We start from the raw sequence: 22903 nt of genomic DNA, 5'->3' as shown, positions 1-22903 counted from the left end.
AGGATATCGTTGCCTGCACCGCCGGTGATGATGTTATCCGAAGCGTTGCCGGTGCCGGTGAAGTTGCCGGTGCCGGTGAAGGTCAGGCGTTCGACGTTGGCCGCCAGCACCTGATTGTTGAGTTGGGTACGCACTTCGTCGTCACCGCCGCCCACCTGCTCGACCACGGTCGCGCCTTGGTTGCTGATGACATATACGTCGTTGCCGGCACCGCCTTCCAGAACGTGAATCAGGCTGTGACCGGTCAGCGTATCGTTGAAGGCTGAACCGATGACACGCTCGATGCCTGAGTAAGTGTCGCCCTGTGCATCGCCACCCAGGCCTTTGGCCGTCAGGAAGTTCACGTCTACCGCGCTGCTCGACCCGGAGTAGTCCACGGTATCGATGCCGGTGGAGCCGTCGAACCAGTCGGCGGCTGCGCCACTGATGAAGGTGTCGTTGCCCAGCGTGCCCCCCAGCAGTTCGATACCGACATAGGTATCACCGGTAGCTGCGCCGAGGTTCACACCGGTTTTGGTGTTGATGGTGATCGCTTCGTAGTTGGAGTCGCTGTAGCTCACCGTGTCCGTGCCGGCACCGCCGATAAACTGATCGGCGCCGCCACCGCCGCGCAGGATATCGTTGCCTGCACCGCCGGTGATGATGTTATCCGAAGCGTTGCCGGTGCCGGTGAAGTTGCCGGTGCCGGTGAAGGTCAGGCGTTCGACGTTCGCCGCCAGCACCTGATTGTTGAGTTGGGTACGCACTTCGTCGTCACCGCCGCCCACCTGCTCGACCACGGTCGCGCCTTGGTTGCTGATGACATATACGTCGTTGCCGGCACCGCCTTCCAGAACGTGAATCAGGCTGTGACCGGTCAGCGTATCGTTGAAGGCTGAACCTATCACCCGCTCGATACCTATATAGGTATCGCCTTGAGCATCACCACCCGTACCCGTTCCAGTGAGCAAATTCACGTTCACTGCGACCGTGGAGTTCGCATAAGAAACGGTATCGGTACCTGCACCACCATTCAAGACATCCGCACCCGCCCCTCCGTCCAGCACATCATTGCCATCCCCGCCGCTCAGCGAGTCATTGCCTTCGAACCCATAGAGCTCATCCGCCCCCGTAGTGCCTACCAGAGTATCCGTACCCGATGTCCCATTAATTACTGCCATTTATTTCTTCCTTGCCTTTTGATGAATCGGTAGCCAACACATCACTTGCGCAGCGCTTCATCCTTCCCGGAATGCCCGCTGAGCATGATCACTGATCGGTTTGAGCAGATAAGACATGACGCTTCGGGAGCCGGTCTTGATCATCGATTCCACCGGCATGCCCGGCACCAGGGCCAACCCTTGCAGTTTGGCCATTTCGCTCCTGGGGATTCTTATGCCTGCGCGGTAGAAACCGACACCGGTGCGCTCGTCCTGAATCAGATCTGCCGAGAGGCGCACCACCGTGCCGGACAATTCAGGCGTGGTACTGCGATTGAACGCGCTCAGGCGCAAGGTGGCATCCTGACCCAGAGACACCTGATCGATGTCCTGGGCACTGATTTTCGCCTCGACCAACAACTCGTCATCGGCCGGCACGATCTGCATCAAGCCTTCTGCCGGGGAAATCACCCCGCCCACGGTGTGTACCGCCAGTTGCTGGACCCGGCCGGCTATCGGCGAGGTGATGTCGATGCGCTTGAGCTGATCGTTGGCGCTGATTTCGCGTTCGACCAATTCACCCTGACGCGCCAGCAAGTCGCGTAGTTCTTCGGAGACTTCGCTGCGAAAGGTCTGGTCGACCTGCAACCGTTGCAGGTCGGTTTCGGCGATTTTTCCCCGGGCTTCGGCAATGGAGGCCATGAGCTGTCCACGCTCGCCGCGCAACCGGGTCATACCGCGAGCCAGGGCATTCACCCGATCCAGGGTCATCATGCCTTTGTCGAACAGCTTCTTGACGGCCTGATATTCCTTGTCGATCAGCTCGATTTCTTCGGTCTTGGCTTGTTGCTGCATGTCGTGGCCGACGATGGTGTCGTTGAGTTGTCGAACCCGTTCGCGCAGCTGTTTCTTCTGCCCTTCGCGGGACGCGCGACGGTCCAGGAACAGTTGCTGCTCGCTGGCCATCACCGCCCGCGCTTCGTCGGCGCTCATGCGCATCAGCAACTCTTTGGGCATCGTGATTTCAGCGGCGTTATCGCGCTCGGCTTCCAGGCGAGCCTGACGGGCCCAGGCCTGGTTCAGGGATTTGCTGACAATCGCCTGGCTGGCGGCCGGCAACGTGGCATCGAGGCGCAGCAACACATCGCCTGCCGCGACCTGCTGCCCTTCCTTAACCAGCAACTCGGCCACTACGCCGCCGGTTGGGTGCTGAATTTTTTTGACGCTGCCTTCTACCGCGAGGGAGCCGGAAGCAATCACCGCACTGGACAGGTTGGTGCAGATTGCCCAGGTCAAGCCGCCGCCCAACAGCACGACCAGCGACATCATGCCGAGGCGCAGATGACGGGACAGCGAATGGGTCAGGGTGCTTTCTTGATCGTTATGCATCAGTTTGACGCTCCCAGTTCAACGACATTGGTGGCGGGCCGCGATGGCGTGGGCGCAGGTCTTCGGAGCACGGCATCTCGGGGCCCGAAGGCCACCTGAACGCCGTTTTCCAGGATCAGCACCTGATCGATCACTGAAAGAATATTGGTGCGATGGGCGATGACCACGACAATGCCGCCCCGGGCCTTGATCGAAAGGATGGCTTTGGCCAGTGCCTGCTCGCCTTCGGCATCGAGGTTGGAATTGGGTTCGTCCAGCACCACCAGGAACGGCTCGCCGAACAACGCTCGGGCCAGTGCAACCCGTTGGCGCTGGCCGGCCGACAGGTTGACGCCGCCCTCGCCGACCTGGGTTTCATAACCCTGGGGCAATTGCAGAATCAGCTCGTGCACACCCGCCTGCTGAGCAGCGGCAACAACCGCGTTGTCTGTTGCTGAAGGATCCAGCCGTGCGATGTTCTGAGCCACGGTGCCGGTAAATAACCCCACGCTCTGTGGCAAGTAGCCGATCAGTGTGCCGCGAGCCTGTTCCGTTAACAGGTCCAATGGCGCACCGTCGAGGCGCACATGCCCGCGAGCCGGTCGCCAAGCGTTGACCAGCACGCGCGCCAATGAAGACTTGCCCGACGCACTCGGCCCCACCACACCGACAGCGGTGCCCGCCGCCACGCTGAAATTGACGTTCTGCAACGTCAGCCGCTGGCCACCGGGCGCTGCGGCAAAAATGCTTTCGACGTCCAGGCTGCAATGGGCGGCCGGCAATTCTGTCTTGTTCTGCTGATCGGGAAACAAGCTGAAGACTTCCAGCAGTTTCTTCCAGGCGATGTGTGCGCCCAACAGGCTGCGCCAGGTGGCGATGACTTGCTCGGCGGGCGCCAGTGTGCGGGCGACGATGATTGAAGCGGCGATCATCGTGCCGCCACTCAGATCCCCTTTGATCACCAGATACGCACCGAGGGCCAAGGAACCGGATTGCACGGCCAGCCGCAGGTTCTTGGAGATCCCGCCAAAGAAGCTACCGATGTCCACGGAACGCCGTTGCAACGTGGTGTAAGTGCTGTGGTGTTTTTGCCAAATGGCCGAGGCATTTTCGACCATGCCCATGGCGGCCAGCGCTTCGGCGTTCTGGTGGGCCTGCTGGCCGTGATGATTGCGCTTGTTCAATGCATCGGCCGAGGCCTGCATCAACTGACGGGTCTGGCGGTCGGTCATGATCGTCAACGCGACCAGGAGGATCATTAGCGCGGTGGTCAACCAGCCAAACGCCGGGTGGATATAGAAGCAAACCGCCAGATACACCGGCATCCACGGCAGGTCGAAAAACGCCACCAGCCCGGGGCCGCCGATAAAGCCACGGATCTGATCAAGCTCCTGCGCCGGTTTCAAGGCGTCGCCGGTGATCGGGGTTTTCAAGGAGGCGCCGGAGATGACGTTGAACACCTTTGACGACAGCGTCAGGTCCAGCGACGAAGCGATCCGCACCATGACCCGGGCACGCACAATGTCCAACAGGCCGGACAGCGCATACACGCCGAGCACCAGCAATCCTAGCGCGACCAGGGTCGGTATGCTTTGGCTTGGAATGACCCGATCGTAGACCTCAAGCATGAACACCGGACCGATCAGCGCCAGAATATTTATCACGCCGGAAAACAACGCAGCGCCGATCAGTCCACGACGCAATACCGATTTCAATTGCAGCGCCACGACAGGCGCACTGACGGCTTTATGACTCATCACTGATGTTCCATCCCTAGGGTTTTGCTTGGCTTCCATGTCGCCGTACTGGCGTTCTGGCTGTATCAAACAAGTCGCATGAAACTTTGACGCGTATCGACCTGTGCCAGCCGAGAGTGCAAATTCCGCACCAGACGCACCGACGAACGGTAGATATCCATAAATCTTCTTTTTCCCGGGAATAAAAAAACCGGCGCCATGTAGCGCCGGTTTTCAGTAGAGCCTGCAAATCACATCAGGTCATCTGAATGATGGTCTGCATGATGGTGCTTTGGGTGGAAATGGTCTTGGCGTTCGCCTGGTAGTTGCTCTGCGCCTTAATCAGGTCGACCAGTTCATTGGTCAGGTTGACGTTGGACTCTTCCAGAGAGTTGGAGTGGATCTCGCCCAAGGTCCCGGTGTTCGGCGCATCGTAGCCCGGGATACCCGACGAAAAGGTTTCTTTCCAACTGGTGCCGCCTACAGGCTGCAAACCTTGTTCGTTAGTGAAGCTGGCGAGCGAGATCTGGCCGATGGGCTTGGTCTGGCTGTTGCTGAAGTTGGCGAGCATCACACCGCTGGTGTCGATGGTCAGGTTGGTGATCTGGCCGGTGGCGTAGCCGTTCTGCGAAGGAATCGAACGCGCGGTATCAGCGTTGTACTGCGAGGTTTTGTCCATGGAGACCGTAACGACGCCGGAGGCAGCGCCGTTGGCTTTCCACACGCCATTGGTCACGGTACCCGGAATCCAGCCGGTGACTTTCAGGTCAGGGCTGACAATCGGCGTAGGGGTGGCAGGAGTGGTGACGGAAACCAGTTTGCCTGACGAATCGAACGCCATGGTCGACGCGACAGGAGGAGTAAGGATAGGGTCGCTGCCATCCGGGTTGCGACCCTCGATCAGGGTGTAGGTCTTCCAGGTGTTGTCACCCGTCTTGACCATGTATTGATCCATGACGTGCTTGTTACCCTGGGTATCGTAAATCGGGGTACTAAACTGTTTGGTGAAGGACGCTTCCTTGGACGGGTCAAACGGGTTGGTCGTCTGGTTGATGATGGGAGCTGTGGAGTTCAGGTTGATCGTCGACGAAACCGTGGAGGTGTTTTTTGGCGCCAGGTTCGAAGTATCGACGCGCAGGTCACTCAAAACGCCATTGAGGATCTTGCCATTGGCATCCACGCCATAACCCTGCAGACGCGCAGAGCCATCGCTATTGGTGACGTAACCGTCCTTGTCGACCTTGAACGTACCGGCACGGGTGTAGGACATCGAACCGTTCTCGCTCAGCACGAAGAAGCCGGAACCGTTGATACCCATGTCCAGCACGTTGCCGGTATTGTTGACGTCGCCCTGGGTGAACTGCTGGGAAACGTTGGCCAGGCGCACGCCGTTACCGATGGTTTTGCTGCCGGAACCCAGCTTGGTGGCCGAGTAAACGTCTTCGAATTCTGCACGGGACGATTTGAAACCGGTGGTCGCGACGTTGGCGATGTTGTTGCCGGTCACGTCCAATTGTTTGTTGGCTGCATAGAGACCGCTAAGGCCGATATTGAAAGACATATTCCACTCCTTTGTGCCGTGTTAGTCGGCTCTACATACCAATAGTTTGTACTTTGGACAGGGCGATGCTGCCCACCCCGGCGAGATTGAGCATCAACTCACCGCCGGTCTGGCTGATGGTCACGCTGTTGACCGTTGCCGGCAGGTACGTCACCAGCGAGGAAGCCTTGCCGTCGTAGGTCGCCGTAGCGCCGAAGGTATAGGTACCCGCCTTGGCCACTTCGCCTGCATCGTTCTTGCCGTCCCAGATGAAAGTGGATGTACCGGCTTTCTGGCTACCCAGGTCGATGGTGCGGACAACCTTGCCATCGGCATCGGTGATCTTGACCTTGACCGGGTCCACCGACGCCGGTACGGCAAGGGTGCCGCTGAAACTCTTGGAGGTATCGACCACCGCTTTGTCGGCCGGTGCAATAACCGAACGCCCGACCAGCGACGACGCCTGCAACGCCTGGGACGAGTTGTAATTGCTCGCCAGGCCACTCACGGTGGTGTTGAGCGTGGTGATGCCTTCCAGGCTACTGAACTGGGCCAACTGGGCGACGAACTCGCCGTTGTCCTGCGGTTCCAGCGGGTTCTGGTTTTTCAGTTGCGTTACCAGCAACTGCAGGAACGCGTCCTTGCCCAGGGCCTTTTTGCCGGTGGCGCTGTTCGTTGCCGCCGCCAGGCCGTCGGCACTGGTGTTGGTCTTGATCGAGGAGTTGGCCAGGATGTCCTTGAGGCTAATGCCACTGGTGGTATCGGTAACACTCATCTGAGTCGCCCCTTATCACTGACCTAGGGTCAGGACCTTTTGCATCATGGTCTTGGCGGTGTTCATCATTTCGGCGTTGGTCTGGAACGAGCGGCTCGCGGAAATCATGTCAGCCATTTCTTCCACCACGTTGACGTTCGGGTAGTAGACGTAGCCCTTGCCGTCGGCCGCCGGATGGTTCGGCTCGTAGCGCGCCTCAAGGTTGCTCTGGTCTTCGACCACGCCCAGCACTTGCACGCCTTGACCGGCCGCATCCTGGTTCTGGAACAGCGAATCGCTGCCGCCGCTCTGGCCGCCCTGGAACATGGTGGCGAATACCGGATGCCGTGCACGGTAGGTCTGGTCGATGCTCGACGAGACGGTTTCGGCGTTGGCGATGTTACTGGCGACGGTGTTCAAGCGAGTGGTCTGGGCACTCATGCCGCTACCGGCAATGTTGAAAACACTGGATAGAGACATGGCTTACTCTCCGCGCAGAGCTGATACCAGCCCTTTGAATTTGCTGTTGAGCAGGGTGAAGCTGGCTTGGAAGCCGACGGCGTTTTCCGCGTAGTTCGACTGCTCAAGCTGGGCGTCCACGGTGTTCTGGTCGATCGACGGTTGCATCGGCGTGCGATACAGCAGCGACTCGCCGCCATTGCCCAGGCCTTCGGCTTCGATATGACGGCTATTGGTCATGTTCAAGGCGAAAGAACCGCTTTTGGTTTTCTCGTTCTGCTCGGCGAGCACTTTCGAGAAGTCCAGATCCCGAGCCTTGTAGTTCGGGGTGTCGGCGTTGGCGATGTTGTTGGCCAGGACTTCGGCACGCTGAGCGCGGTAGCCCAGGGCTTGTTCGTGGATACCGAGCGCTTTATCGAAGCTGATGCTCATGTCGGAAACCTTCGGGTGACCTGATTTTTCGTAACATGGATATAGCAAGCGGCGTGCCAATTGAAAAAAGCCCGTAAACCGGGGCTTTGCGGGCAGTGGCAATGTGGCAATGCCAGAAAAGCGGCAACCGATTTCCGCCGCCTGCCGCTTTTCTGCCGCTTTCCTGAATCGCGCGCCGCTCCCAAGGAGCTGCCGAAGGCTGCGATCTTTTGATCTTGGTTTTTAAGATCAAGATCAAGATCAAAAGATCGCAGCCTTCGGCAGCTCCTACGTGATGCAAAAGCGGCAGGCAAAAAAAACGGGAGCCCCTGAGGACTCCCGTTTTTTGATAACGCCAACGAATCACTTCGCCTGGTAAATGATCCCCGGGCTGCACTGGACCATCTGGTAATGATCCGGCAAGCCGTTCAGCGCCTCGGAAGCACCGAGGAACAGATAACCGCCTGGCTTCAACGTGCTGTGAATGCGCAACAGGATGTCCTTCTTCACCTCGGCGGAGAAGTAGATCAGCACGTTGCGGCAGAACACGATATCGAACTTGCCGAGGCTCGCGTAGCTGTCCAGCAGGTTGAACGAGCGAAACTCCACCCGGCTCTTGATCGGTGCCTTGATTGCCCAGCGTCCCGGCCCTTTCGGGTCGAAGTAACGTTGAAGGCGCTCGGGCGACAGGCCACGGCCGATGGCCAGGCTGTCGTACTCGCCGGTCTTGCAGTTGGTCAGCATGGTACCGGACAGGTCGGTGGCAACGATCTGCACACCCATCTTCAACTGGCCCATGTTCACGCGCTCGAACTCATCGATCGACATCGACAGCGAATACGGTTCCTGACCCGACGAACAGGCCGCCGACCAGATCCGCAGACGCTGGCCAGGGGCGGCCTTGATCGCTGCCGGCAACACCTTGTTCTTCAAGACTTCAAACGGATAGGTGTCACGAAACCACAGGGTTTCGTTGGTGGTCATGGCATCCACCACCATCTCGCGCAAACCGCTGCGCGGCTGGGTCTGGATGCGCTGGACCAGCTCACCCAGGGACTTGATGCCTTGCTGTTCCATCAGTTTGTTGAGACGGCTCGAGACCAGGTACTGCTTGTTTTCACCGAGCAAAATGCCACAGGCTTTTTCCAGGAAGACCCGGAACTGTTCGAAATCCAAATTACCCGTAGACAAAGATGCCGCCTCTTAAATCGTATTAACCGTTAGGGGCAAAAGGCCCCTAGCTGATGTCTGCTGCTTTGATCCGGTTGACTACCCGGGATGCCAGGTCATCAGGACGGAATTTGGCAAGGAAGTCATCGGCACCGACCTTCTTTACCATCGCCTGATTGAATACACCTGACAACGAAGTATGCAGGATGATGTGAAGCTTTTGCATGCGAGGGTCGCTGCGGATCTCGGCCGTGAGGGTGTACCCGTCCATCTCCGGCATCTCGATGTCGGAAATCATCATCAGGAACTCTTCTTCCGGCTTCTTGCCCTCGTCGACCAGCTTGCGCAGGTAATCCAGCGCTTGCCGACCGTCGTTCAACGCCACCACTTCGACACCGACCGTCTGCAGGCAACGGGTCACCTGCTTGCGCGCCACCGACGAGTCATCGACCGTCAGTACTCGCAAAGAGAGCGCCTTGTGCTGGGTTTCGACATCCACCACGCCAACGGAAATCGCTTCCGGTGTCGGCGCCACTTCCGCCAGCACTTTCTCGACGTCGATGATTTCGACTAACTGATTGTCGACCCGAGTCACAGCCGTCAGGTAATGATCGCGTCCCGTGCCCTTGGGTGGCGGATGAATCTCCTCCCAGTTCATGTTGACGATGCGTTCCACCGATCGCACCAGGAAACCCTGGGTCTTGGTGTTGTACTCCGTGATGATCACGAAGGGATTGCTTTGATCTTTCAGCGCACCGGAACCGGTCGCCATGGCCAGATCAAGAATCGGAATGGTCGCCCCCCGAATATTTGCCACACCGCACACGACAGGACTGGATTTTGGCATCAGCGTCAGTTTGGGGCATTGCAGCACCTCCCGAACCTTGAACACGTTGATCCCATAGAGCTGCTGGCCGTCGAGACGGAACAACAACAGCTCAAGGCGATTCTGCCCTACCAGTTGCGTGCGCTGGTTTACCGCATCCATTACACCAGCCATGCACAGACTCCTACACCAACGCTTAAGTGTGTTACGACGCGCATTCATCACTAAACGGCACGGCGCTTGCTTTTTAACTCTTATGAACACAGAACCGACATTTTTCCGACGCCTGACATCAAACGCCCGCAAATTGCTTTGCGCGGTGTCGGCCGTCTGCCTGTTCAACGCTGGCTGCCCTGCCCTTGCTGACGCGGTTACCTTGCCTGACATGCTTATCGGCGTCACTCAGGGCTTTCTTGAATTCACCGTAGAAGACTATCTGGCCACCAGTCAAACAGAAGGCCGCTACGAGATCGAGGTCAAGCAGCTTGATCCGCGGCTGCGCATGCCCATGTGCGACAAGGAATTGACAGCGTCCCTGGAGAGCCCGGCCACGCCGCTGGGTCGGGTTACGGTCAAGGTGCGCTGCGAGGGCGCGTCGCCCTGGACGGTCTTCGTACCCGCTCAAGTGCGCCTGTTTCGCGAAATTGTGACCACCACCCGCCCGCTGCGACGCGCCGGTATCGTCGAGCCCCAGGATGTGACCCTGCGCGAGCGTGACATCAGTCTGATCAGCCAGGGTTACCTGACTTCCGTCGACCAGGCGATCGGGCAGAAACTTACCCGACCAATGGTCGCCGACCAGGTCATGACCCTGGTGCACATGGAACAGGCAGAAGTCATCAGCAAGGGCGACCAGGTGGTGATTACCGCCCGCAGTGGGACGCTCAGCGTGCGCATGCCGGGTGAAGCGCTGTCCAACGGCGGCTTGCGCGAACAGATTCGGGTGAAAAACCTCAACTCCCAGCGGGTCATCAAGGCGCAAGTCACCGCGCCCGGCCAGGTGGAAGTGGCCATGTAGAACACTGGCGCGCCGCTCGACTGTTCCCTAGACTGTGCCCTATGCAGGGCAAGCGCTGACGCGCGCAAGCTCATTGATAAATGGACCTAAAGTTTTTCCGGGTATGGCCGAAAACATGGCAAGCGTCCAAATACCCAGAGGTTTTTTTATCATGGTCATCGATTTCAGCCGTTTGAACAGTTCCTCGTCACTTACCGGTAGCACACGTACCAGCACCGCGAAGGAAACCGCCGAAACCGGCAAATCCGCGCCGCTGAATACCCCGGCCGAACAGGCCAGTACCGTCAAAAGCGGGGAATCGGTACATCTCAGCAATGAGGCTCAACAGTTGCAGAAGGTCACTGACAAGCTGCGCGATCAGCCTGCCGTCGACAACGCCCGCGTGGCCGAGTTGAAAGCAGCGATTGCCGATGGCAGCTACAAAGTCGACAGCAACCGTGTAGCCAGCAAACTGCTCAACTTCGAAGCCCAGCGCTAGGCCAAGGCCTGCGCCAGGCTTTTGGACGCTTAAAACCCAAGGCCAGCCATGCACGACACTAATTTACTGCAACTGATCACCGACGATTTCGCTCCAGCACAGCACTTGCTGGAGTTACTGCAAACCGAGTCCCTCGCCTTGCACGGTCGCGACATGCCACTGCTCGAAGAGATTCTGGCGCAGAAACAGGCATTGATCATTTTGCTCGATCAGCATGGCCGCAAGCGCAGTGAAATCCTCGCCAGCCTCAACCTGCCGACCAATCGCAACGGCCTGGAGCAACTTGCCAGCCATTCGAGCATTGGCGATCAGCTGTTGGAACAGAGCGATGTATTGACCGATCTTCTGGCTCAGTGCCAGGCGGCCAACGTCAAGAATGGCCAGTCGATCCTGGTGCAACAGGCCGCGACGGCCAATCAGCTGAAAATCCTCAACGGCGGCGAGCCGCCAACGCTCTATGATGCGCGCGGATCAACCTCCATGCTTGCGAAGCCACGCCCGCTCAGTCAGGCTTGAGCCTGCTGAAAAGCGCGCACTATCAAGACGCGCAACATGCTGGCAATATGCTGGCCAGCCGTAGTCATATTTGTCTGGAGATTGATGAACCGTGTTCAATGCCTTAAGCGCGGAAGATGCTCCGCAGCCACCCAAGGTGCTCACCACGCCCCTTGAGATCTCCAGCAACCTGCGCCAGCTGCAAGACAGCCATGATCCGCTGATCATCACGTTCCATGAGCGCAGCCAGCGCTTCCAGAGTTATCTGGTGGACATTGACCGTGACAGCAACATGATCGCCCTGGACGAAATGATTCCCCGCGATGGTGAACGCTTCCTGCTCGCCGGCGAACCGTTCAAGGTCGAAGGCTTTCACGACGGCGTGCGTATTGCCTGGGAAAGCAACGGCCCGTTGACCATCGACGAATCCGGTGGCGGTCGCTGCTACCGAGGCGCCCTGCCGGCCGAGGTGGTTTACCACCAGCGTCGCAATGCATTCCGTGCCGCATTGAAGCTGGCACAACTGGTCAACGTCGATCTGGGCGGTGAAAAACTCAAGTCGCCGATCAGCGGCAAGCTATTGGACATCTCCGCCACCGGCTGCAAGTTGCGCTTCGAAGGCGACATCACGGGCAGCCTGCAACTGGGCCAGGTCTATGACCGCTTCATCGCCGCCCTGCCCTTTGGCAACATGACGGCACCCGTCGAGCTGCGTTACCTGCACTTCGAAGAAAGGATCTCCACCACCTTCGCCGGCGTACGCTTTCACAACATGAGCGGGCTGGTGCAGCGGCAGGTCGAGCGGTTCGTCTATCAGCTTCAGCGCGAAGCGCGGCGCTTCGACAAAGATGACATGTAATACGACGCTTCAATAGAAAACGGGCAGTCCCTTGCGGTGACTGCCCGTTTTTTTATGCGTGGAATTTAAGGCCTGGCCTCAGTAAAACTTTGCTCGCGAGGTGCATCGGGGTCTTCGGGCGGTGGATCGGTTTCGGGCTCTGATTCGGGTTCCGGGTCCGGGTCCGGATCAGGGTTGATCGGATTCTGCATCTGGTCTTGCACCACCTGCTCATCGACCCGCGGGTCAAGGCAAGCCACCAACGGCGAACTCGACATACTGTCCGGCATGGCGACGTGATGCAGCGGCGCATCGTCGACCTGATGCAGGTTGGTCACCGCTTTCGGGCGAATCCGCCACACCAGCACCAACGCGAAGAAGCTGAAGAAGGCATAGAGCATGTGGCTGCCGAACAGCTTCATCAGCACCCCGGCCACCAGCGGCCCGATACTGGCGCCGACACCGTAGGTCACCAGCAGCATCGCTGTCAGGGACACCCGGCGATCACCCTCGACGTGGTCGTTGGAGAATGCCACCGCCAGCGGATACAGGCAGAACATCACCAGCGAACAGCAGAACCCGGTGATAAACAAAATCTCCAGCGGCACCTGCTGCATGATTGCCAGCGGCAACGCGGTAAGCGCCAGGACCAGCGCAAAACAGCGGATCAACAGCGCCCGGTCATAACGGTCGGACAGCCAGCCCAACGGCCATTGCACCAGCAAGCCCGCAAAAATGCAGCTACCCATGAACAGACCGACCTGCTCCGTGGACAACCCCTGCTGTGAGGCATACAGCGGTGCCAGACCGTAGAACGAACCGATGATCAGTCCCGCCCCCAGCACCGTGCTCAAGGATTGCGGCACGCGCTTGATAAAGAACCGCGGCTCCATCGGTGCCGGGTGCAACGGTGCCGGGTGAATCCGGCGAGTCAGGGCCACCGGCACCAGGCACAGCGCGAAGCACAAGGCGACCAGCATCAGCAGTTCAAGGCCCAGGCTCGGGTGCATGACCAGAATCAACTGACCCAGCACCAACCCCAGGTACGAGGCGATCATGTAGCCGCTGAACACCGTTCCGCGCTGCGAGGCTTCGGCCTGCTCATTGAGCCAGCTTTCGATGACCATGTATTGGCACATCATGCCGAGGCCGACGATGACCCGCAGGAAGATCCAGGCAGGCAACCAGTCCACCAGGCCATGGCCCAGCACCGCCGCGCCGACAATCCCGGCGCAGGCCGAATAGGCGCGAATATGCCCGACCCGGGCAATCAGCCGATGACCGATCTTGCCACCCAACACCAGGCCGAAATAGTTGGCCGCCATCAACGCACCGACCCACAGGCTGTCGACGCGGTCGGCGGCCAGGCGCAAGGCCAGGTAAGTACTCAACAGGCCAGAGCCGATCAACATCATCAGCGAGGCAAAATAAAGCGCTCGAAAGGGTTTCCAGATTTGGCGCATCGGCGTTCCGAGCGGCTCCTTGCAGTGAGAATCGGGCTACCCGAAAAGATAGCCCGAAGACGATGGATCGTCAGGCCTGGGCCGCTAAAACACGCCGCTCCCAGGGAGTAATTTCATCAAAGAAGCTGGTCAACTCCATGGTCTTCGAGGCGATGTAGCCTTCGATGAACTCCTTGCCAAACAGTTCCTTCGCCAATTGGCTACGTTTCAGACGCTCAAGAGCAGCATGCAAGGTACACGGCAACGAAAGATTGTCCGGCACTTCGAATTCACCCTGGATCGGCTCGCTCGGCTCCAGTTTGTGTTCAATGCCATACAACCCTGCGGCAAGGCTGGCGGCGATCGCCAGGTAAGGATTTGCATCAGCCCCCGGCAAGCGGTTCTCGACCCGACGAGCGGCGGGCGAACTGGCTGGAATACGCAATCCGGCCGCACGGTTGTCGTGGGACCAGCAGGCATTATTCGGTGATGCGAAGGGATGGCACAAGCGCTGATACGAGTTCACGTTCGGTGCGAACAACGCAGTGAAATCCGCCATGACGGCCTGCTGACCCGCGATGAAATGACGGAAGGTCGCGGTCGGCTCACCAGCCTTGTCGCTGAACACGTTACGCCCGCTGCCGATCTCGATGATGCTCTGGTGAATATGCATCGAACTGCCCGGCGTGTGCGCCAGCGGCTTGGCCATGCAAACCACGGTCAGGCCATGCTTGAGCGCGACTTCTTTAAGCAGATGTTTGAACAGGAGTGTCTGGTCGGCCAGCAGCAGCGGATCGCCGTGCAGCAGGTTGATCTCGAACTGGCTGACGCCCATCTCGTGCATGAAGGTATCGCGCGGCAAGCCCAGGGCCGCCATGCAGACGTAGACTTCACTGAAGAACGGCCGCAAACCATTATTGGAACTGACACTGAACGCCGAATGACCGTCCTCGCGACGACCGTCCAGGCCCAGCGGCGGCTGGAACGGTTGAGTCGGGTCGGTATTGGGCGCGAAGACAAAAAACTCCAGCTCGGTCGCCACCACCGGCGCCAGGCCGAGGGCCGCGTAACGCGCGATCACGGCTTTGAGTTGGCCGCGGGTCGACAGAGACGAGCTTTCGCCTGTCAACTCGTCCGCATCGCAAATGGCCAAGGCTCGCGGCTGCTGGCTCCACGGCAAGCGATGGATCTGTGTAGGGTCGGGCACCAGCGCCAGGTCGCCATCATCGCTGCCGTAAAAGCGCGCTGGCGGATATCCGCCCATGATGCATTGCAGCAGCACCCCCCGCGCCATCTGCAAACGCCGCCCCTCGAGAAAGCCTTCGGCGGTCATTACCTTGCCACGGGGTACGCCATTCAAATCCGGCGTGACACATTCAATCTCATCAATGCCCGTCAATCGCTGTGCGAGTGAGCGATGGCCATCGGTTGTCATGACGCAATCCTTTGTTGTTGTGCGAGCCGCGAACGGCGACCCGTACAAAATAGGCTCCGCCTGTTCGGAATATCAAGCAGCACACAAAAAGAAAATCATTGGCTGAACACCTTTGATTTACGGCCACCACAATCTGGTAGGAGTTGGCGCAGCCTGCGATCTTTTGACGTTGCTGTTTAAAGGCAAGATCAAAAGATCGCAGGCTTCGCCAGCTTCTACGGGGGAGGTGCCCGTCAGGGCAGATAGAGGCTGAACACGCCGCCACCCAGCGGGCCGCCATTGCTGATTTCGGTGCGACCGCCCACGCCATTGCGCTGATGAAGAGCGGCAATCCGCCCGGCAAAGTACAGGCCCAGGCCAGTGCTTCCGCTGCTGTGGTTGATGCCCTGCACGTAATCGGCCTGACGCGCGATCATCTCGGGTGGATAACCCTCGCCATCGTCGTTGACGGTCAGCACCAGTTGCCCCGCTTCATCGCTGACGCCGATCAATACCGCGTGACGGGCGTAACGAATGGCGTTGTTGATGCTGTTGCCCAGCACCGAAGCAATCAGCTCCCGGTCGAAGAAACCCAGAGGGCTCAACGGATCCACTTCATAGGTCGCCATGATGCCGCGACTGGCAAACACGTCCTGGTGGCAGGCCAATTGCGCTTCGATGAAGTCATCCAGTTCATGGTAGGCCGGTTGCAGCGGCATCTGGTTGACCCCGAGTTTGTACAGCCCCAGCAACTGCACCAGCATGCCATTGAGGTGCGCGAACTCGAATTCGATCACACCCTGCTCCGGGGTGTGCTGCTGCGGATCCGGCAAGCGCGCCAACCATTGGCTGTGGGCCTGCATCAGCATCGCCAGGGAGTTCTTCATGTCGTGCACGGTGGAGGCAATCACCGTGGAAAAATCGAGTGCCTGTTTGCTGTTGTTCATTCGCCAAACGCCTTGCTTCGCAACTTCTGATAACGGGGAAAACGCGCATCGGTGTCGGGCATCAGGCCGACCATTTTCAGGCACGTCCGACATTCCTCCAGCTCCGCCGAAGGGACATTGGTGTCGGTGCCGTGCAGTAGCGACTGCGCCATGTTCAGCGCGATACTGATGTTCTTGGGTTGCAGCGCCAGGGCTTTGCGGAACACCTGCCGCGCCTCCACCAGGTTGCCGGTCTTGTACACCCGCACGCCCTGACGGTTGAGGTCCGCAGCGGCGTTGCCGGAGTTGAGAATGGTCGGATCGTCGGTCAACTTGGCGATGCCCTTCATCACCGTCGGGTCGTCGCCGTAGATTTCCGCGCAGTTTTTCAACATCGAGGCACCGGCGCTGGCCTGCCCGAGCATCTGCAGTTGCTTGGCCACCAGCAGCGCCGCTTCGGCGCTCATGAACTGTTCCATGCCATCGAGGCGCATCATCGCCTGCTCGGTGAGCTTCTCGGCAGTTTCGGCATCGTTGAGCAGCAGGCTGGTGGCTTTCATCAATCGCGCACGAATCTGCAGACCCGGGTCGGAAGGGTTTTCCTTGGCCACCGCACTCAGCGTCGTGTTGATTTCCAGTCGAGTCCGGGTATCCAGACCTTTTTCGCTGCCTTTACTGATCAAGGCATGGGCCAGGCCAAGGTTGCTCTCCGCATCCTTGAAACGTGACTGCGCGCCCTGTGCCACGGCCTGGCGATAGGCTTTGGAGGCGGTGTCGAAATCTTCGTTGGCCATCGCCAACTTGCCCAGCTGCGCTTGCCGGCGCACCGCCAGCGGCGACAAGCGGATCGCCTCTTCCAGCACATTCTGGGCCGCCTTGGTGTCGCCTTCGGCGACCAGCACATCAGCCATGCCGTCGTAGAGCGCCGGCATCATAGGGAACACTTTCAGGGCTTTTTCATAGACGCCCTTGGCCTGACCGACCTGGCCACGTTTGAACAGCAACTTGCCCAACCCGGCGAACGCCCACGGCAACGGTCGATCAGCAATGATGCTGTCATAGAGACGCTCCAGCGCCTCGTTCTGATTCAGGTCGCGCAAGGCATCGGCGCGGTAGCGCAGGCACAACGGCGAGTAGCGGATGTCTTGTTTGCACAAGGCGATGCAGGCATTGAGCACTTCAACCGGTTTGCCCCGGTCAAGGGCCTGCAGAATCGGCTTGAGCAAGGTCTTGCGTTGCTCCAGCCGCTCCAGGCGTTGAGCCAGGCCGGAACGGTTGAACGGTTTGGTCAGGTACGCATCGGGTTCGTGTTCCAACGCACTGAGCACCATCGCCTGACTGGTCTCGGCGGTGACCATGACGAACACGGCCTCATGGCTGATCAGCTTCTCGATCATCAGGTCTTCAAGCACCTGCTGACCGTTCTTCTTGCCATCGCCCAGGTGAAAGTCCTGCAGGATGAAATCGTAGGCTTTCTGCGAACACATCCGCAGCGCCTGCTCACCGGAATCGGCGGTGTCGACATCCTTGACGCCCAGCTCGCGCAGCATGGACCTGACGGAACTGCGGAAATCCGAGAAATCATCGACGATCAAAAAACGCTTTTGGTGATACGACAGCATCGAAGATTTCCAGGCAATTTAAGAAGAAGACCATGACTGTTCGGGTTATCGGCCAGTAGTGGCGTTCCCTTGAGAAGTCATACCGCTCAGTACGCGCTAAATAAGATCTGATTTCGAAGGTGTCGAACGTAGCTATCAGGCAAATGGACGAAGGCGTATGACCGAGGCGAGTATTTCAATTGGCAAAGTCGAAGGGGACAATCTCGACTAGCCGCGACAACAGAATAAAAAAAGCCCCGCCGGAGAATTGCCCGGCGGGGCTTTTTTTGCCTCTTGGCGCTACCTGCTGACGAGGAGAACATGCCCTGTCAGAAGGTGACCGAAGAGGTACGAATTAATGGTGTCCCAGGGCAGGTTCGAACTGCCAACCTTCCCCTTAGGAGGGGGATGCTCTATCCAATTGAGCTACTGAGACACAGATCGACCACGAAGAAACGCGGTGCAATGGACGGCGTGCATGTTAACGGGCAGGCCTGCTTTTGTCATGTCGTCCGTTGGGCTTTTTAAGTGTAGGCAGACGCCTCGCAGGAGCGTGGCTTTGTTTACCGTGCAAATTGCATCACCGCAAAAAGCCATCATTGCAAAATGCAATGCAGGCACTTCTGGGAAATATCTTAATTCATTGTTTTTAAAGGATTTAATTACCGTTAGACTCTTGGCATGCGGGCTGCTTTAGCTGTTCTCGAAGAACATCGGAGGCAAGCCTCATGAACAGCACCCTTTTACTCTCGAACGCGATCGCTCTGGCGATTCTGTTGGGCTTTCATTTTGTCCCCGAGAGCGGTGTTGAGCCGGTTGCTCAACGAATGCCTCATTACCTTCAGGTGCAAAGAGCGCCTCAACTGGCGGTTATGAGCGACCAGCGCAGCTTTGTCAGCCAAGAGGTGAGCCAGGAAGGCATTCTGCTGCCGGCTCAGTCTTCAGAACGTTTGGTATTTTGAATCACCCCATCAGGAGCACCGCATGTCCAAATCAGCCGCAGGGTTTTTCATCCTCGCCTTACTGAGCGGCATTCTTCATCTGTCAGTGTTCCAGGATACGGTCCTCACCCTGCCTTTGATCGCCAGCGGCGTGTTCGGTGCGCTGTTTGTGCTGGCGCTGATTGCCGGGCGCAAGATCAAGTTCGATCCGGTACTGCGTTAATCCTCAACAGGTCCAGCAGATTGGCAACAGTGGTGGTCAGTTCACCTGAATTGTCGAGTCGATGGATCCACGTATCTCCGTTTGAACCCTCTGTCGTGAATAACCCATTGCGATGCAGCCTTGCTTCAATCTCCGCAAAACTCTCGCGACCACGGCGCAGCAGGCGCTCTCGCAGGACCTCATCCTTGACCGTCAAAAGAACCGGCAACAGCGTTGGATACTGGTGCAGCGCCTGAGCCAGATGGCCGCGAGAACCGTTGACCAAGACATGCCGACCGTCATTGAGCCATTGATCTATTTCGATCGGAATACCGTAATCCAGGCCATTGGCGTTCCAGCACAGCGCGAAATCGCCCTCGACTCTGTGTTGCTCGAACTCTTCCCGGGAAACACCAATCGCATTTTCGCCCACTGATTCGGCCGAACGCGTGATGACCCGACGCACCACTTCACAATTGAGCGTCTGCAACGGCTCTCGAGCGGCTTCGATGAGGCTGTCCTTGCCGGACCCAGAAGGCCCCATCAAGTAAATCAGCCTGCCATCCATCTTGAAATCACCTCGCACTGCACGTCTTCCCCTAGTAAATCGGCCAATTGCCACTATCCTGTACAAGTAAGGAACACTGATCGAATCTGCACAGCATGCGCCTTCAGGCGTCCCAGGACATCACCTGTCGGCAAGAGGAGGCGGTCAGTAATACGGACCAGGGCAAACTTTTCAAACCAGTCCGCATTTCTGATAATTGGTGCTGGCATAACGCCTTTATCCAGTTCAATATTTGTCACAGAATTGACGCCAACGAACTGGCTACTTTGAGGCATGATGCGAGCCTTTATCAATTCAGGTTGAACATTTGGCCAGACCGCTTGTCCTATCAGACATCCTGCGGCCAATCCCGAGAACCGCTCCCCTGAACTAACCGGTTAAATATATGCGCCCATTGAAACAGGCAATTTATTCCAGCCGTACGGCTGACAAGTTCGTCGTACGTCTGCCAGACGGAATGCGTGAACGCATTGCCGAGGTGGCTCGCAATCATCATCGCAGCATGAACTCCGAAATCATCGCGCGCCTTGAGCAAAGCCTTATTCAGGAAGGCGCGTTGGGCGAAGAATTGAGCATGCGCCTGGACAGCCCGGAGCTGTCATTGCACGAACGTGAACTGCTGCAACGCTTCCGCCAACTCTCCCACCGTCAGCAGAACGCACTTGTTTCGCTGATTGCGCATGATGCCGAAATGGCCGCAGACGCTTCCTGATTTCATCCGAAAGTTCAAGCCAGCTTAATCGCTGGCTTTTTTTTGCCTGAAATTCGGGCATAAAAAACCCGCCGATTGGCGGGCTTTTAACAACAGGCAAAATCAGAGCAGGAAGATCGTCGCCAACCCGAGGAAGATGAAGAACCCGCCGCTGTCCGTCATGGCGGTGATCATCACACTGGCGCCCATCGCAGGATCGCGCCCAAGCCGCGCCAGGGTCATGGGAATCAACACCCCCGCCAATGCCGCCAGCAACAAGTTGAGCGTCATGGCAGCGGTCATCACCACCCCCAGAGACCAACTGCCATACAGCAGATAGGCGACGACACCGATCACACCACCCCAGACCAGGCCATTGATCAGACCTACCGCCAACTCCTTGCGCATCAGGCGCGAAGTATTGCCGGTGCTGACCTGGTCCAGCGCCATGGCCCGAACGATCATGGTGATCGTCTGGTTACCCGAGTTGCCACCGATACCCGCCACGATCGGCATCAGTGCCGCCAACGCCACCAATTTCTCGATGGAGCCCTCGAAAAGACCGATCACCCGAGATGCGATGAACGCGGTGATCAGATTAATTGCCAGCCAGGCCCAACGGTTACGCAGGGATTTCCAGACTGACGCAAAAATATCTTCTTCTTCGCGCAGACCCGCCATGTTGAGAACTTCGTTTTCGCTCTCTTCACGGATCAAGTCGACCATTTCATCGATGGTCAGACGGCCGATCAGCTTGCCGTTCTTGTCGACCACGGGCGCCGAGATCAAGTCGTAACGTTCGAACGCCTGAGCAGCGTCATAGGCGTCTTCGTCCGGATGAAAACTCACCGGGTCGCTGGCCATGACGTCGGAAACCTGTTTTTCCGGATCGTTGACCAGCAAACGCTTGATCGGCAGCACGCCCTTGAGCACACCGTCGTAATCGACCACGAACAGTTTGTCCGTGTGGCCAGGCAGCTCTTTGAGGCGGCGCAGGTAACGCAATACCACTTCGAGACTGACGTCCTCACGGATCGTCACCATCTCGAAATCCATCAGCGCACCGACCTGTTCCTCGTCGTAGGACAACGCAGAGCGGACGCGCTCCCGCTGTTGACCGTCGAGGGTTTCCATCAGCTCGTGGACGACGTCTCGCGGCAGCTCGGAGGCCAGGTCAGCAAGTTCGTCGGCATCCATGTCCTTGGCGGCAGCCAGGAGCTCGTGATCGTCCATGTCGGCGATCAGCGTTTCACGAACCGAATCGGACACCTCGAGCAGAATGTCGCCGTCGCGATCAGCCTTGACCAATTGCCAGAGCGTCAGACGATCGTCCAGCGGCAAGGCTTCAAGGATGTAGGCGACGTCGGCGGAGTGCAAATCATCGAGCTTGCGTTGCAACTCGACGAGGTTTTGCCGGTGAACCAGGTTCTCGACCCGGTCGTGATGCGGACCTTCCTGGCGGTGAGTCAGGTCTTCGACCACCCGCTGACGCTGCAGCAGCTCAACAACTTGAGCGAGGCGGTCCTGCAAGCTTTCCTGCGTTTTCTTTACTTCAACTTCAGACATAGGCGAACTCCACTCCCAGCAGCGGGGCACGCCGGAAGGATCAATCAGTCAATTCATGATTGGAAAAACGGGGTACTGAGTAACTACTGGGTAAGTCCATGGAGGTATTCCACAAGCCCCGGCGGGGCTGACGGGCGCAATGATACACCGCCCGACGGTTTAAAACGTTAAAAAATCGCGGCTGAAACAAGCGCTTGCAAGACAAACCTGAGCGCTGCCTGATCCATCAAACTGCGACGACTCATCCTGAAAAGAAAACACACCACAGCCGAAAAATGTAACGACTACCCTTCAGATGGACCGTCATGGAGGACGTTTAATGCCATCAAATGCACCTTGTTTTTTGTTGATCACCCTGCTCTGCCCGTCGCCCTGGGCGCTTGCCACGACCGTTCACCGCTGCGAGGCGGCCAACGGGCGCATTACCTTCACGACGTTGAGCTGTACGGCCGGAGACAGCCTTACGCTGCAGGATGTCCGCACCTTCACACCGGGCAGCACGACCGCTCTCATGCCGGAATCCGAGAATCGCGAAACATCAGGTATGAAAATCAAAAGGAGAGATCCGACTGTCGTAGGCAAGACCGAGGACAAATGTGGAAACCTCATCAGCGCCAGAGAGCGCCGCGAAGCCATCATCAATCAGCGGGTTGTCGCCGGCATGAGTCAGCAGGACGTCGAGAGTGCCCTTGGCAAGCCAGACAAGATCAGTATTCGCAATTCGACCACGAGCTACCGTTACGACACCCAGCGAGGTCGTAGCGCACACGTCGAGTTCGATGAGAGAGGATGCACCAAAGGAAAAGCCAAATCCCAGACGGCAAAAAGCCCGCGTTAAACGCGGGCTTTTTGTTGTTTGGTGCACTCGACAGGATTCGAACCTGTGACCGCTCGGTTCGTAGCCGAGTACTCTATCCAGCTGAGCTACGAGTGCATTTGTGTTTTTATACCAGATCACAACTGGTTGAAGCCAAGTCATTCACATTACTGCAAACAACCCTTAAATGGTGCACTCGACAGGATTCGAACCTGTGACCGCTCGGTTCGTAGCCGAGTACTCTATCCAGCTGAGCTACGAGTGCATTTGTTGCCGCGCATTATAGGCCGTTTAATCTCTATGTAAAGCACTTTTTCTAGTAATTTCAAACACTTACCGAAGAAGCTAGATTACAACGTACTACGCAAATAATGGCGGAGAACGGGGGATTCGAACCCCCGACACCCTTTTGAGGTGTACTCCCTTAGCAGGGGAGCGCCTTCGGCCACTCGGCCAGCTCTCCGCAACACGGGGCGTATATTAACCAGCTTCTTCCCCGTTTG

At 57.9% G+C, this 22903-nt stretch carries 24 protein-coding genes and 4 tRNA genes; 9 read left to right on the top strand and 19 right to left on the bottom strand.

Annotation, left to right across the window (positions count from 1 at the left end; translation table 11 throughout):
- The 7 genes from ACIQU2_RS26385 to flgB form a co-directional block, all read right to left on the bottom strand.
- Positions 1-1160: calcium-binding protein (locus ACIQU2_RS26385; RefSeq protein WP_403145102.1), on the bottom strand; the 1160-nt coding region annotated here is incomplete at its 3' end.
- Positions 1161-1217: 57 nt separating this feature from the next.
- Complete coding sequence (locus ACIQU2_RS26380; protein WP_403145100.1) at positions 1218-2528, bottom strand: HlyD family type I secretion periplasmic adaptor subunit; 1311 nt, start codon at positions 2526-2528, stop codon at positions 1218-1220.
- A complete protein-coding gene (locus tag ACIQU2_RS26375; protein ID WP_403145097.1) occupies positions 2528-4264 on the bottom strand; it encodes a type I secretion system permease/ATPase in 1737 nt (578 codons plus the stop codon). Before ACIQU2_RS26375 ends, ACIQU2_RS26380 begins: the two co-directional genes overlap by 1 nt.
- A gap of 235 nt (positions 4265-4499) precedes the next feature.
- Complete coding sequence (flgE, locus tag ACIQU2_RS26370; protein WP_403145094.1) at positions 4500-5804, bottom strand: flagellar hook protein FlgE; 1305 nt, start codon at positions 5802-5804, stop codon at positions 4500-4502.
- 31 nt (positions 5805-5835) lie between these two features.
- Positions 5836-6558, bottom strand: a complete 723-nt coding sequence (gene flgD / locus ACIQU2_RS26365) for a flagellar hook assembly protein FlgD (RefSeq protein ID WP_403145091.1) — start codon at positions 6556-6558, stop codon at positions 5836-5838.
- A gap of 15 nt (positions 6559-6573) precedes the next feature.
- On the bottom strand, positions 6574-7017 hold the full coding sequence (gene flgC, locus ACIQU2_RS26360) for a flagellar basal body rod protein FlgC (RefSeq protein WP_007899122.1): 444 nt from the start codon (positions 7015-7017) through the stop codon (positions 6574-6576).
- Between the two features lie 3 nt (positions 7018-7020).
- The gene (gene flgB, locus ACIQU2_RS26355; RefSeq protein WP_403145088.1) at positions 7021-7428 is read right to left on the bottom strand and encodes a flagellar basal body rod protein FlgB; all 408 of its coding nucleotides are present in this window, start codon (positions 7426-7428) and stop codon (positions 7021-7023) included.
- 60 nt (positions 7429-7488) lie between these two features.
- Between flgB and ACIQU2_RS26350 the strand changes: the two genes are divergently transcribed.
- Positions 7489-7641: a hypothetical protein gene (locus ACIQU2_RS26350; RefSeq protein WP_403145086.1), complete on the top strand. Its 153-nt coding sequence runs from the start codon at positions 7489-7491 to the stop codon at positions 7639-7641.
- Positions 7642-7770: 129 nt separating this feature from the next.
- On the opposite strand, the gene cheR is transcribed toward ACIQU2_RS26350, so the two are convergent.
- On the bottom strand, positions 7771-8598 hold the full coding sequence (gene cheR / locus ACIQU2_RS26345) for a protein-glutamate O-methyltransferase CheR (protein ID WP_008147958.1): 828 nt from the start codon (positions 8596-8598) through the stop codon (positions 7771-7773).
- Between the two features lie 46 nt (positions 8599-8644).
- On the bottom strand, positions 8645-9577 hold the full coding sequence (locus ACIQU2_RS26340; protein WP_129437603.1) for a chemotaxis protein CheV: 933 nt from the start codon (positions 9575-9577) through the stop codon (positions 8645-8647).
- An 82-nt stretch (positions 9578-9659) separates the two neighbouring features.
- On the opposite strand from ACIQU2_RS26340, the gene flgA reads away from it, so the two are divergent.
- The 4 genes from flgA (at position 9660) to ACIQU2_RS26320 (ending at position 12253) form a co-directional block, all read left to right on the top strand.
- Positions 9660-10421 (top strand): flagellar basal body P-ring formation chaperone FlgA, encoded by a 762-nt coding sequence (flgA, locus tag ACIQU2_RS26335; protein WP_403145084.1) that lies wholly within the window; start codon positions 9660-9662, stop codon positions 10419-10421.
- Positions 10422-10572: 151 nt separating this feature from the next.
- Positions 10573-10899, top strand: coding sequence for a flagellar biosynthesis anti-sigma factor FlgM (flgM, locus tag ACIQU2_RS26330; protein WP_123368749.1), 327 nt, complete (start codon positions 10573-10575; stop codon positions 10897-10899).
- Between the two features lie 48 nt (positions 10900-10947).
- Positions 10948-11415, top strand: coding sequence for a flagella synthesis protein FlgN (locus tag ACIQU2_RS26325; protein WP_129437607.1), 468 nt, complete (start codon positions 10948-10950; stop codon positions 11413-11415).
- Between the two features lie 91 nt (positions 11416-11506).
- Positions 11507-12253 carry a flagellar regulator YcgR PilZN domain-containing protein gene (locus ACIQU2_RS26320; protein WP_347802272.1) on the top strand — a complete coding sequence of 249 codons (747 nt, stop codon included), beginning with the start codon at positions 11507-11509 and terminating at the stop codon, positions 12251-12253.
- A gap of 65 nt (positions 12254-12318) precedes the next feature.
- On the opposite strand, the gene ACIQU2_RS26315 is transcribed toward ACIQU2_RS26320, so the two are convergent.
- From ACIQU2_RS26315 to ACIQU2_RS26295, 5 genes are all read right to left on the bottom strand, one after another.
- Positions 12319-13695, bottom strand: a complete 1377-nt coding sequence (locus tag ACIQU2_RS26315; RefSeq protein ID WP_403145080.1) for an MFS transporter — start codon at positions 13693-13695, stop codon at positions 12319-12321.
- A 70-nt stretch (positions 13696-13765) separates the two neighbouring features.
- Positions 13766-15007 carry a glutamine synthetase family protein gene (locus ACIQU2_RS26310; protein ID WP_403145105.1) on the bottom strand — a complete coding sequence of 414 codons (1242 nt, stop codon included), beginning with the start codon at positions 15005-15007 and terminating at the stop codon, positions 13766-13768.
- Between the two features lie 335 nt (positions 15008-15342).
- Positions 15343-16035 carry a sensor histidine kinase gene (locus ACIQU2_RS26305; RefSeq protein ID WP_403145079.1) on the bottom strand — a complete coding sequence of 231 codons (693 nt, stop codon included), beginning with the start codon at positions 16033-16035 and terminating at the stop codon, positions 15343-15345.
- Positions 16032-17636, bottom strand: coding sequence for a response regulator (locus ACIQU2_RS26300; protein ID WP_347802275.1), 1605 nt, complete (start codon positions 17634-17636; stop codon positions 16032-16034). Before ACIQU2_RS26300 ends, ACIQU2_RS26305 begins: the two co-directional genes overlap by 4 nt.
- 338 nt (positions 17637-17974) lie before the next feature.
- Positions 17975-18051: transfer RNA gene (locus tag ACIQU2_RS26295), tRNA-Arg, on the bottom strand.
- 292 nt (positions 18052-18343) lie between these two features.
- On the opposite strand from ACIQU2_RS26295, the gene ACIQU2_RS26290 reads away from it, so the two are divergent.
- Both ACIQU2_RS26290 and ACIQU2_RS26285 read left to right on the top strand, forming a co-directional pair.
- Positions 18344-18577 carry a hypothetical protein gene (locus ACIQU2_RS26290; RefSeq protein WP_403145076.1) on the top strand — a complete coding sequence of 78 codons (234 nt, stop codon included), beginning with the start codon at positions 18344-18346 and terminating at the stop codon, positions 18575-18577.
- A 22-nt stretch (positions 18578-18599) separates the two neighbouring features.
- A complete protein-coding gene (locus ACIQU2_RS26285) occupies positions 18600-18779 on the top strand; it encodes a PA3371 family protein (protein ID WP_347802277.1) in 180 nt (59 codons plus the stop codon).
- Here ACIQU2_RS26285 and phnN read toward each other — a convergent pair.
- Complete coding sequence (gene phnN, locus ACIQU2_RS26280; protein ID WP_403145073.1) at positions 18754-19326, bottom strand: phosphonate metabolism protein/1,5-bisphosphokinase (PRPP-forming) PhnN; 573 nt, start codon at positions 19324-19326, stop codon at positions 18754-18756. The two genes, ACIQU2_RS26285 and phnN, sit on opposite strands and share 26 nt — an antisense overlap.
- A gap of 385 nt (positions 19327-19711) precedes the next feature.
- On the opposite strand from phnN, the gene ACIQU2_RS26275 reads away from it, so the two are divergent.
- On the top strand, positions 19712-20038 hold the full coding sequence (locus ACIQU2_RS26275; RefSeq protein WP_003178899.1) for an Arc family DNA-binding protein: 327 nt from the start codon (positions 19712-19714) through the stop codon (positions 20036-20038).
- 102 nt (positions 20039-20140) lie between these two features.
- Here the strand turns inward: ACIQU2_RS26275 and mgtE are convergent, their stop codons facing one another.
- Positions 20141-21583 carry a magnesium transporter gene (gene mgtE, locus ACIQU2_RS26270; RefSeq protein WP_347802278.1) on the bottom strand — a complete coding sequence of 481 codons (1443 nt, stop codon included), beginning with the start codon at positions 21581-21583 and terminating at the stop codon, positions 20141-20143.
- A gap of 319 nt (positions 21584-21902) precedes the next feature.
- Between mgtE and ACIQU2_RS26265 the strand changes: the two genes are divergently transcribed.
- Entirely contained in the window at positions 21903-22421 is a 519-nt protein-coding gene (locus tag ACIQU2_RS26265; RefSeq protein ID WP_403145071.1) for a cell envelope protein SmpA, read from the top strand.
- 19 nt (positions 22422-22440) lie between these two features.
- Here ACIQU2_RS26265 and ACIQU2_RS26260 read toward each other — a convergent pair.
- The 3 genes from ACIQU2_RS26260 to ACIQU2_RS26250 all read right to left on the bottom strand — a co-directional run bounded on the left by ACIQU2_RS26260 (position 22441) and on the right by ACIQU2_RS26250 (position 22863).
- Positions 22441-22517: transfer RNA gene (locus ACIQU2_RS26260), tRNA-Arg, on the bottom strand.
- A gap of 71 nt (positions 22518-22588) precedes the next feature.
- A tRNA-Arg gene (locus ACIQU2_RS26255) sits at positions 22589-22665 on the bottom strand.
- 107 nt (positions 22666-22772) lie between these two features.
- Positions 22773-22863, bottom strand: a tRNA-Ser gene (locus ACIQU2_RS26250).
- Positions 22864-22903: the final 40 nt, after the last annotated feature.

The sequence above is a fragment of the Pseudomonas sp. NPDC098740 genome, assembly GCF_044760065.1.
In the GTDB taxonomy this organism is placed as follows: domain Bacteria; phylum Pseudomonadota; class Gammaproteobacteria; order Pseudomonadales; family Pseudomonadaceae; genus Aquipseudomonas; species Aquipseudomonas rossensis.
The sequence above is the reverse complement of the archived record's forward strand: the minus strand, read 5'-3'. Positions and strand labels throughout refer to the sequence as shown.

Coding starts and splice junctions, on each gene's coding strand:
- phnN (WP_403145073.1), bottom strand. CDS start 19,326: ATGGATGGCAGGCTGATTTACTTGATGGGGCCTTCTGGGTCCGGCAAG.
- ACIQU2_RS26380 (WP_403145100.1), bottom strand. CDS start 2,528: ATGCATAACGATCAAGAAAGCACCCTGACCCATTCGCTGTCCCGTCAT.
- ACIQU2_RS26315 (WP_403145080.1), bottom strand. CDS start 13,695: ATGCGCCAAATCTGGAAACCCTTTCGAGCGCTTTATTTTGCCTCGCTG.
- ACIQU2_RS26300 (WP_347802275.1), bottom strand. CDS start 17,636: ATGCTGTCGTATCACCAAAAGCGTTTTTTGATCGTCGATGATTTCTCG.
- ACIQU2_RS26325 (WP_129437607.1), top strand. CDS start 10,948: ATGCACGACACTAATTTACTGCAACTGATCACCGACGATTTCGCTCCA.
- ACIQU2_RS26340 (WP_129437603.1), bottom strand. CDS start 9,577: ATGGCTGGTGTAATGGATGCGGTAAACCAGCGCACGCAACTGGTAGGG.
- ACIQU2_RS26290 (WP_403145076.1), top strand. CDS start 18,344: ATGAACAGCACCCTTTTACTCTCGAACGCGATCGCTCTGGCGATTCTG.
- flgD (WP_403145091.1), bottom strand. CDS start 6,558: ATGAGTGTTACCGATACCACCAGTGGCATTAGCCTCAAGGACATCCTG.
- ACIQU2_RS26285 (WP_347802277.1), top strand. CDS start 18,600: ATGTCCAAATCAGCCGCAGGGTTTTTCATCCTCGCCTTACTGAGCGGC.
- flgE (WP_403145094.1), bottom strand. CDS start 5,804: ATGTCTTTCAATATCGGCCTTAGCGGTCTCTATGCAGCCAACAAACAA.
- ACIQU2_RS26275 (WP_003178899.1), top strand. CDS start 19,712: ATGCGCCCATTGAAACAGGCAATTTATTCCAGCCGTACGGCTGACAAG.
- ACIQU2_RS26310 (WP_403145105.1), bottom strand. CDS start 15,007: ATGACCGCCGAAGGCTTTCTCGAGGGGCGGCGTTTGCAGATGGCGCGG.
- flgC (WP_007899122.1), bottom strand. CDS start 7,017: ATGTCTCTATCCAGTGTTTTCAACATTGCCGGTAGCGGCATGAGTGCC.
- ACIQU2_RS26375 (WP_403145097.1), bottom strand. CDS start 4,264: ATGAGTCATAAAGCCGTCAGTGCGCCTGTCGTGGCGCTGCAATTGAAA.
- flgA (WP_403145084.1), top strand. CDS start 9,660: ATGAACACAGAACCGACATTTTTCCGACGCCTGACATCAAACGCCCGC.
- mgtE (WP_347802278.1), bottom strand. CDS start 21,583: ATGTCTGAAGTTGAAGTAAAGAAAACGCAGGAAAGCTTGCAGGACCGC.
- ACIQU2_RS26265 (WP_403145071.1), top strand. CDS start 21,903: ATGCCATCAAATGCACCTTGTTTTTTGTTGATCACCCTGCTCTGCCCG.
- flgB (WP_403145088.1), bottom strand. CDS start 7,428: ATGAGCATCAGCTTCGATAAAGCGCTCGGTATCCACGAACAAGCCCTG.
- ACIQU2_RS26305 (WP_403145079.1), bottom strand. CDS start 16,035: ATGAACAACAGCAAACAGGCACTCGATTTTTCCACGGTGATTGCCTCC.
- flgM (WP_123368749.1), top strand. CDS start 10,573: ATGGTCATCGATTTCAGCCGTTTGAACAGTTCCTCGTCACTTACCGGT.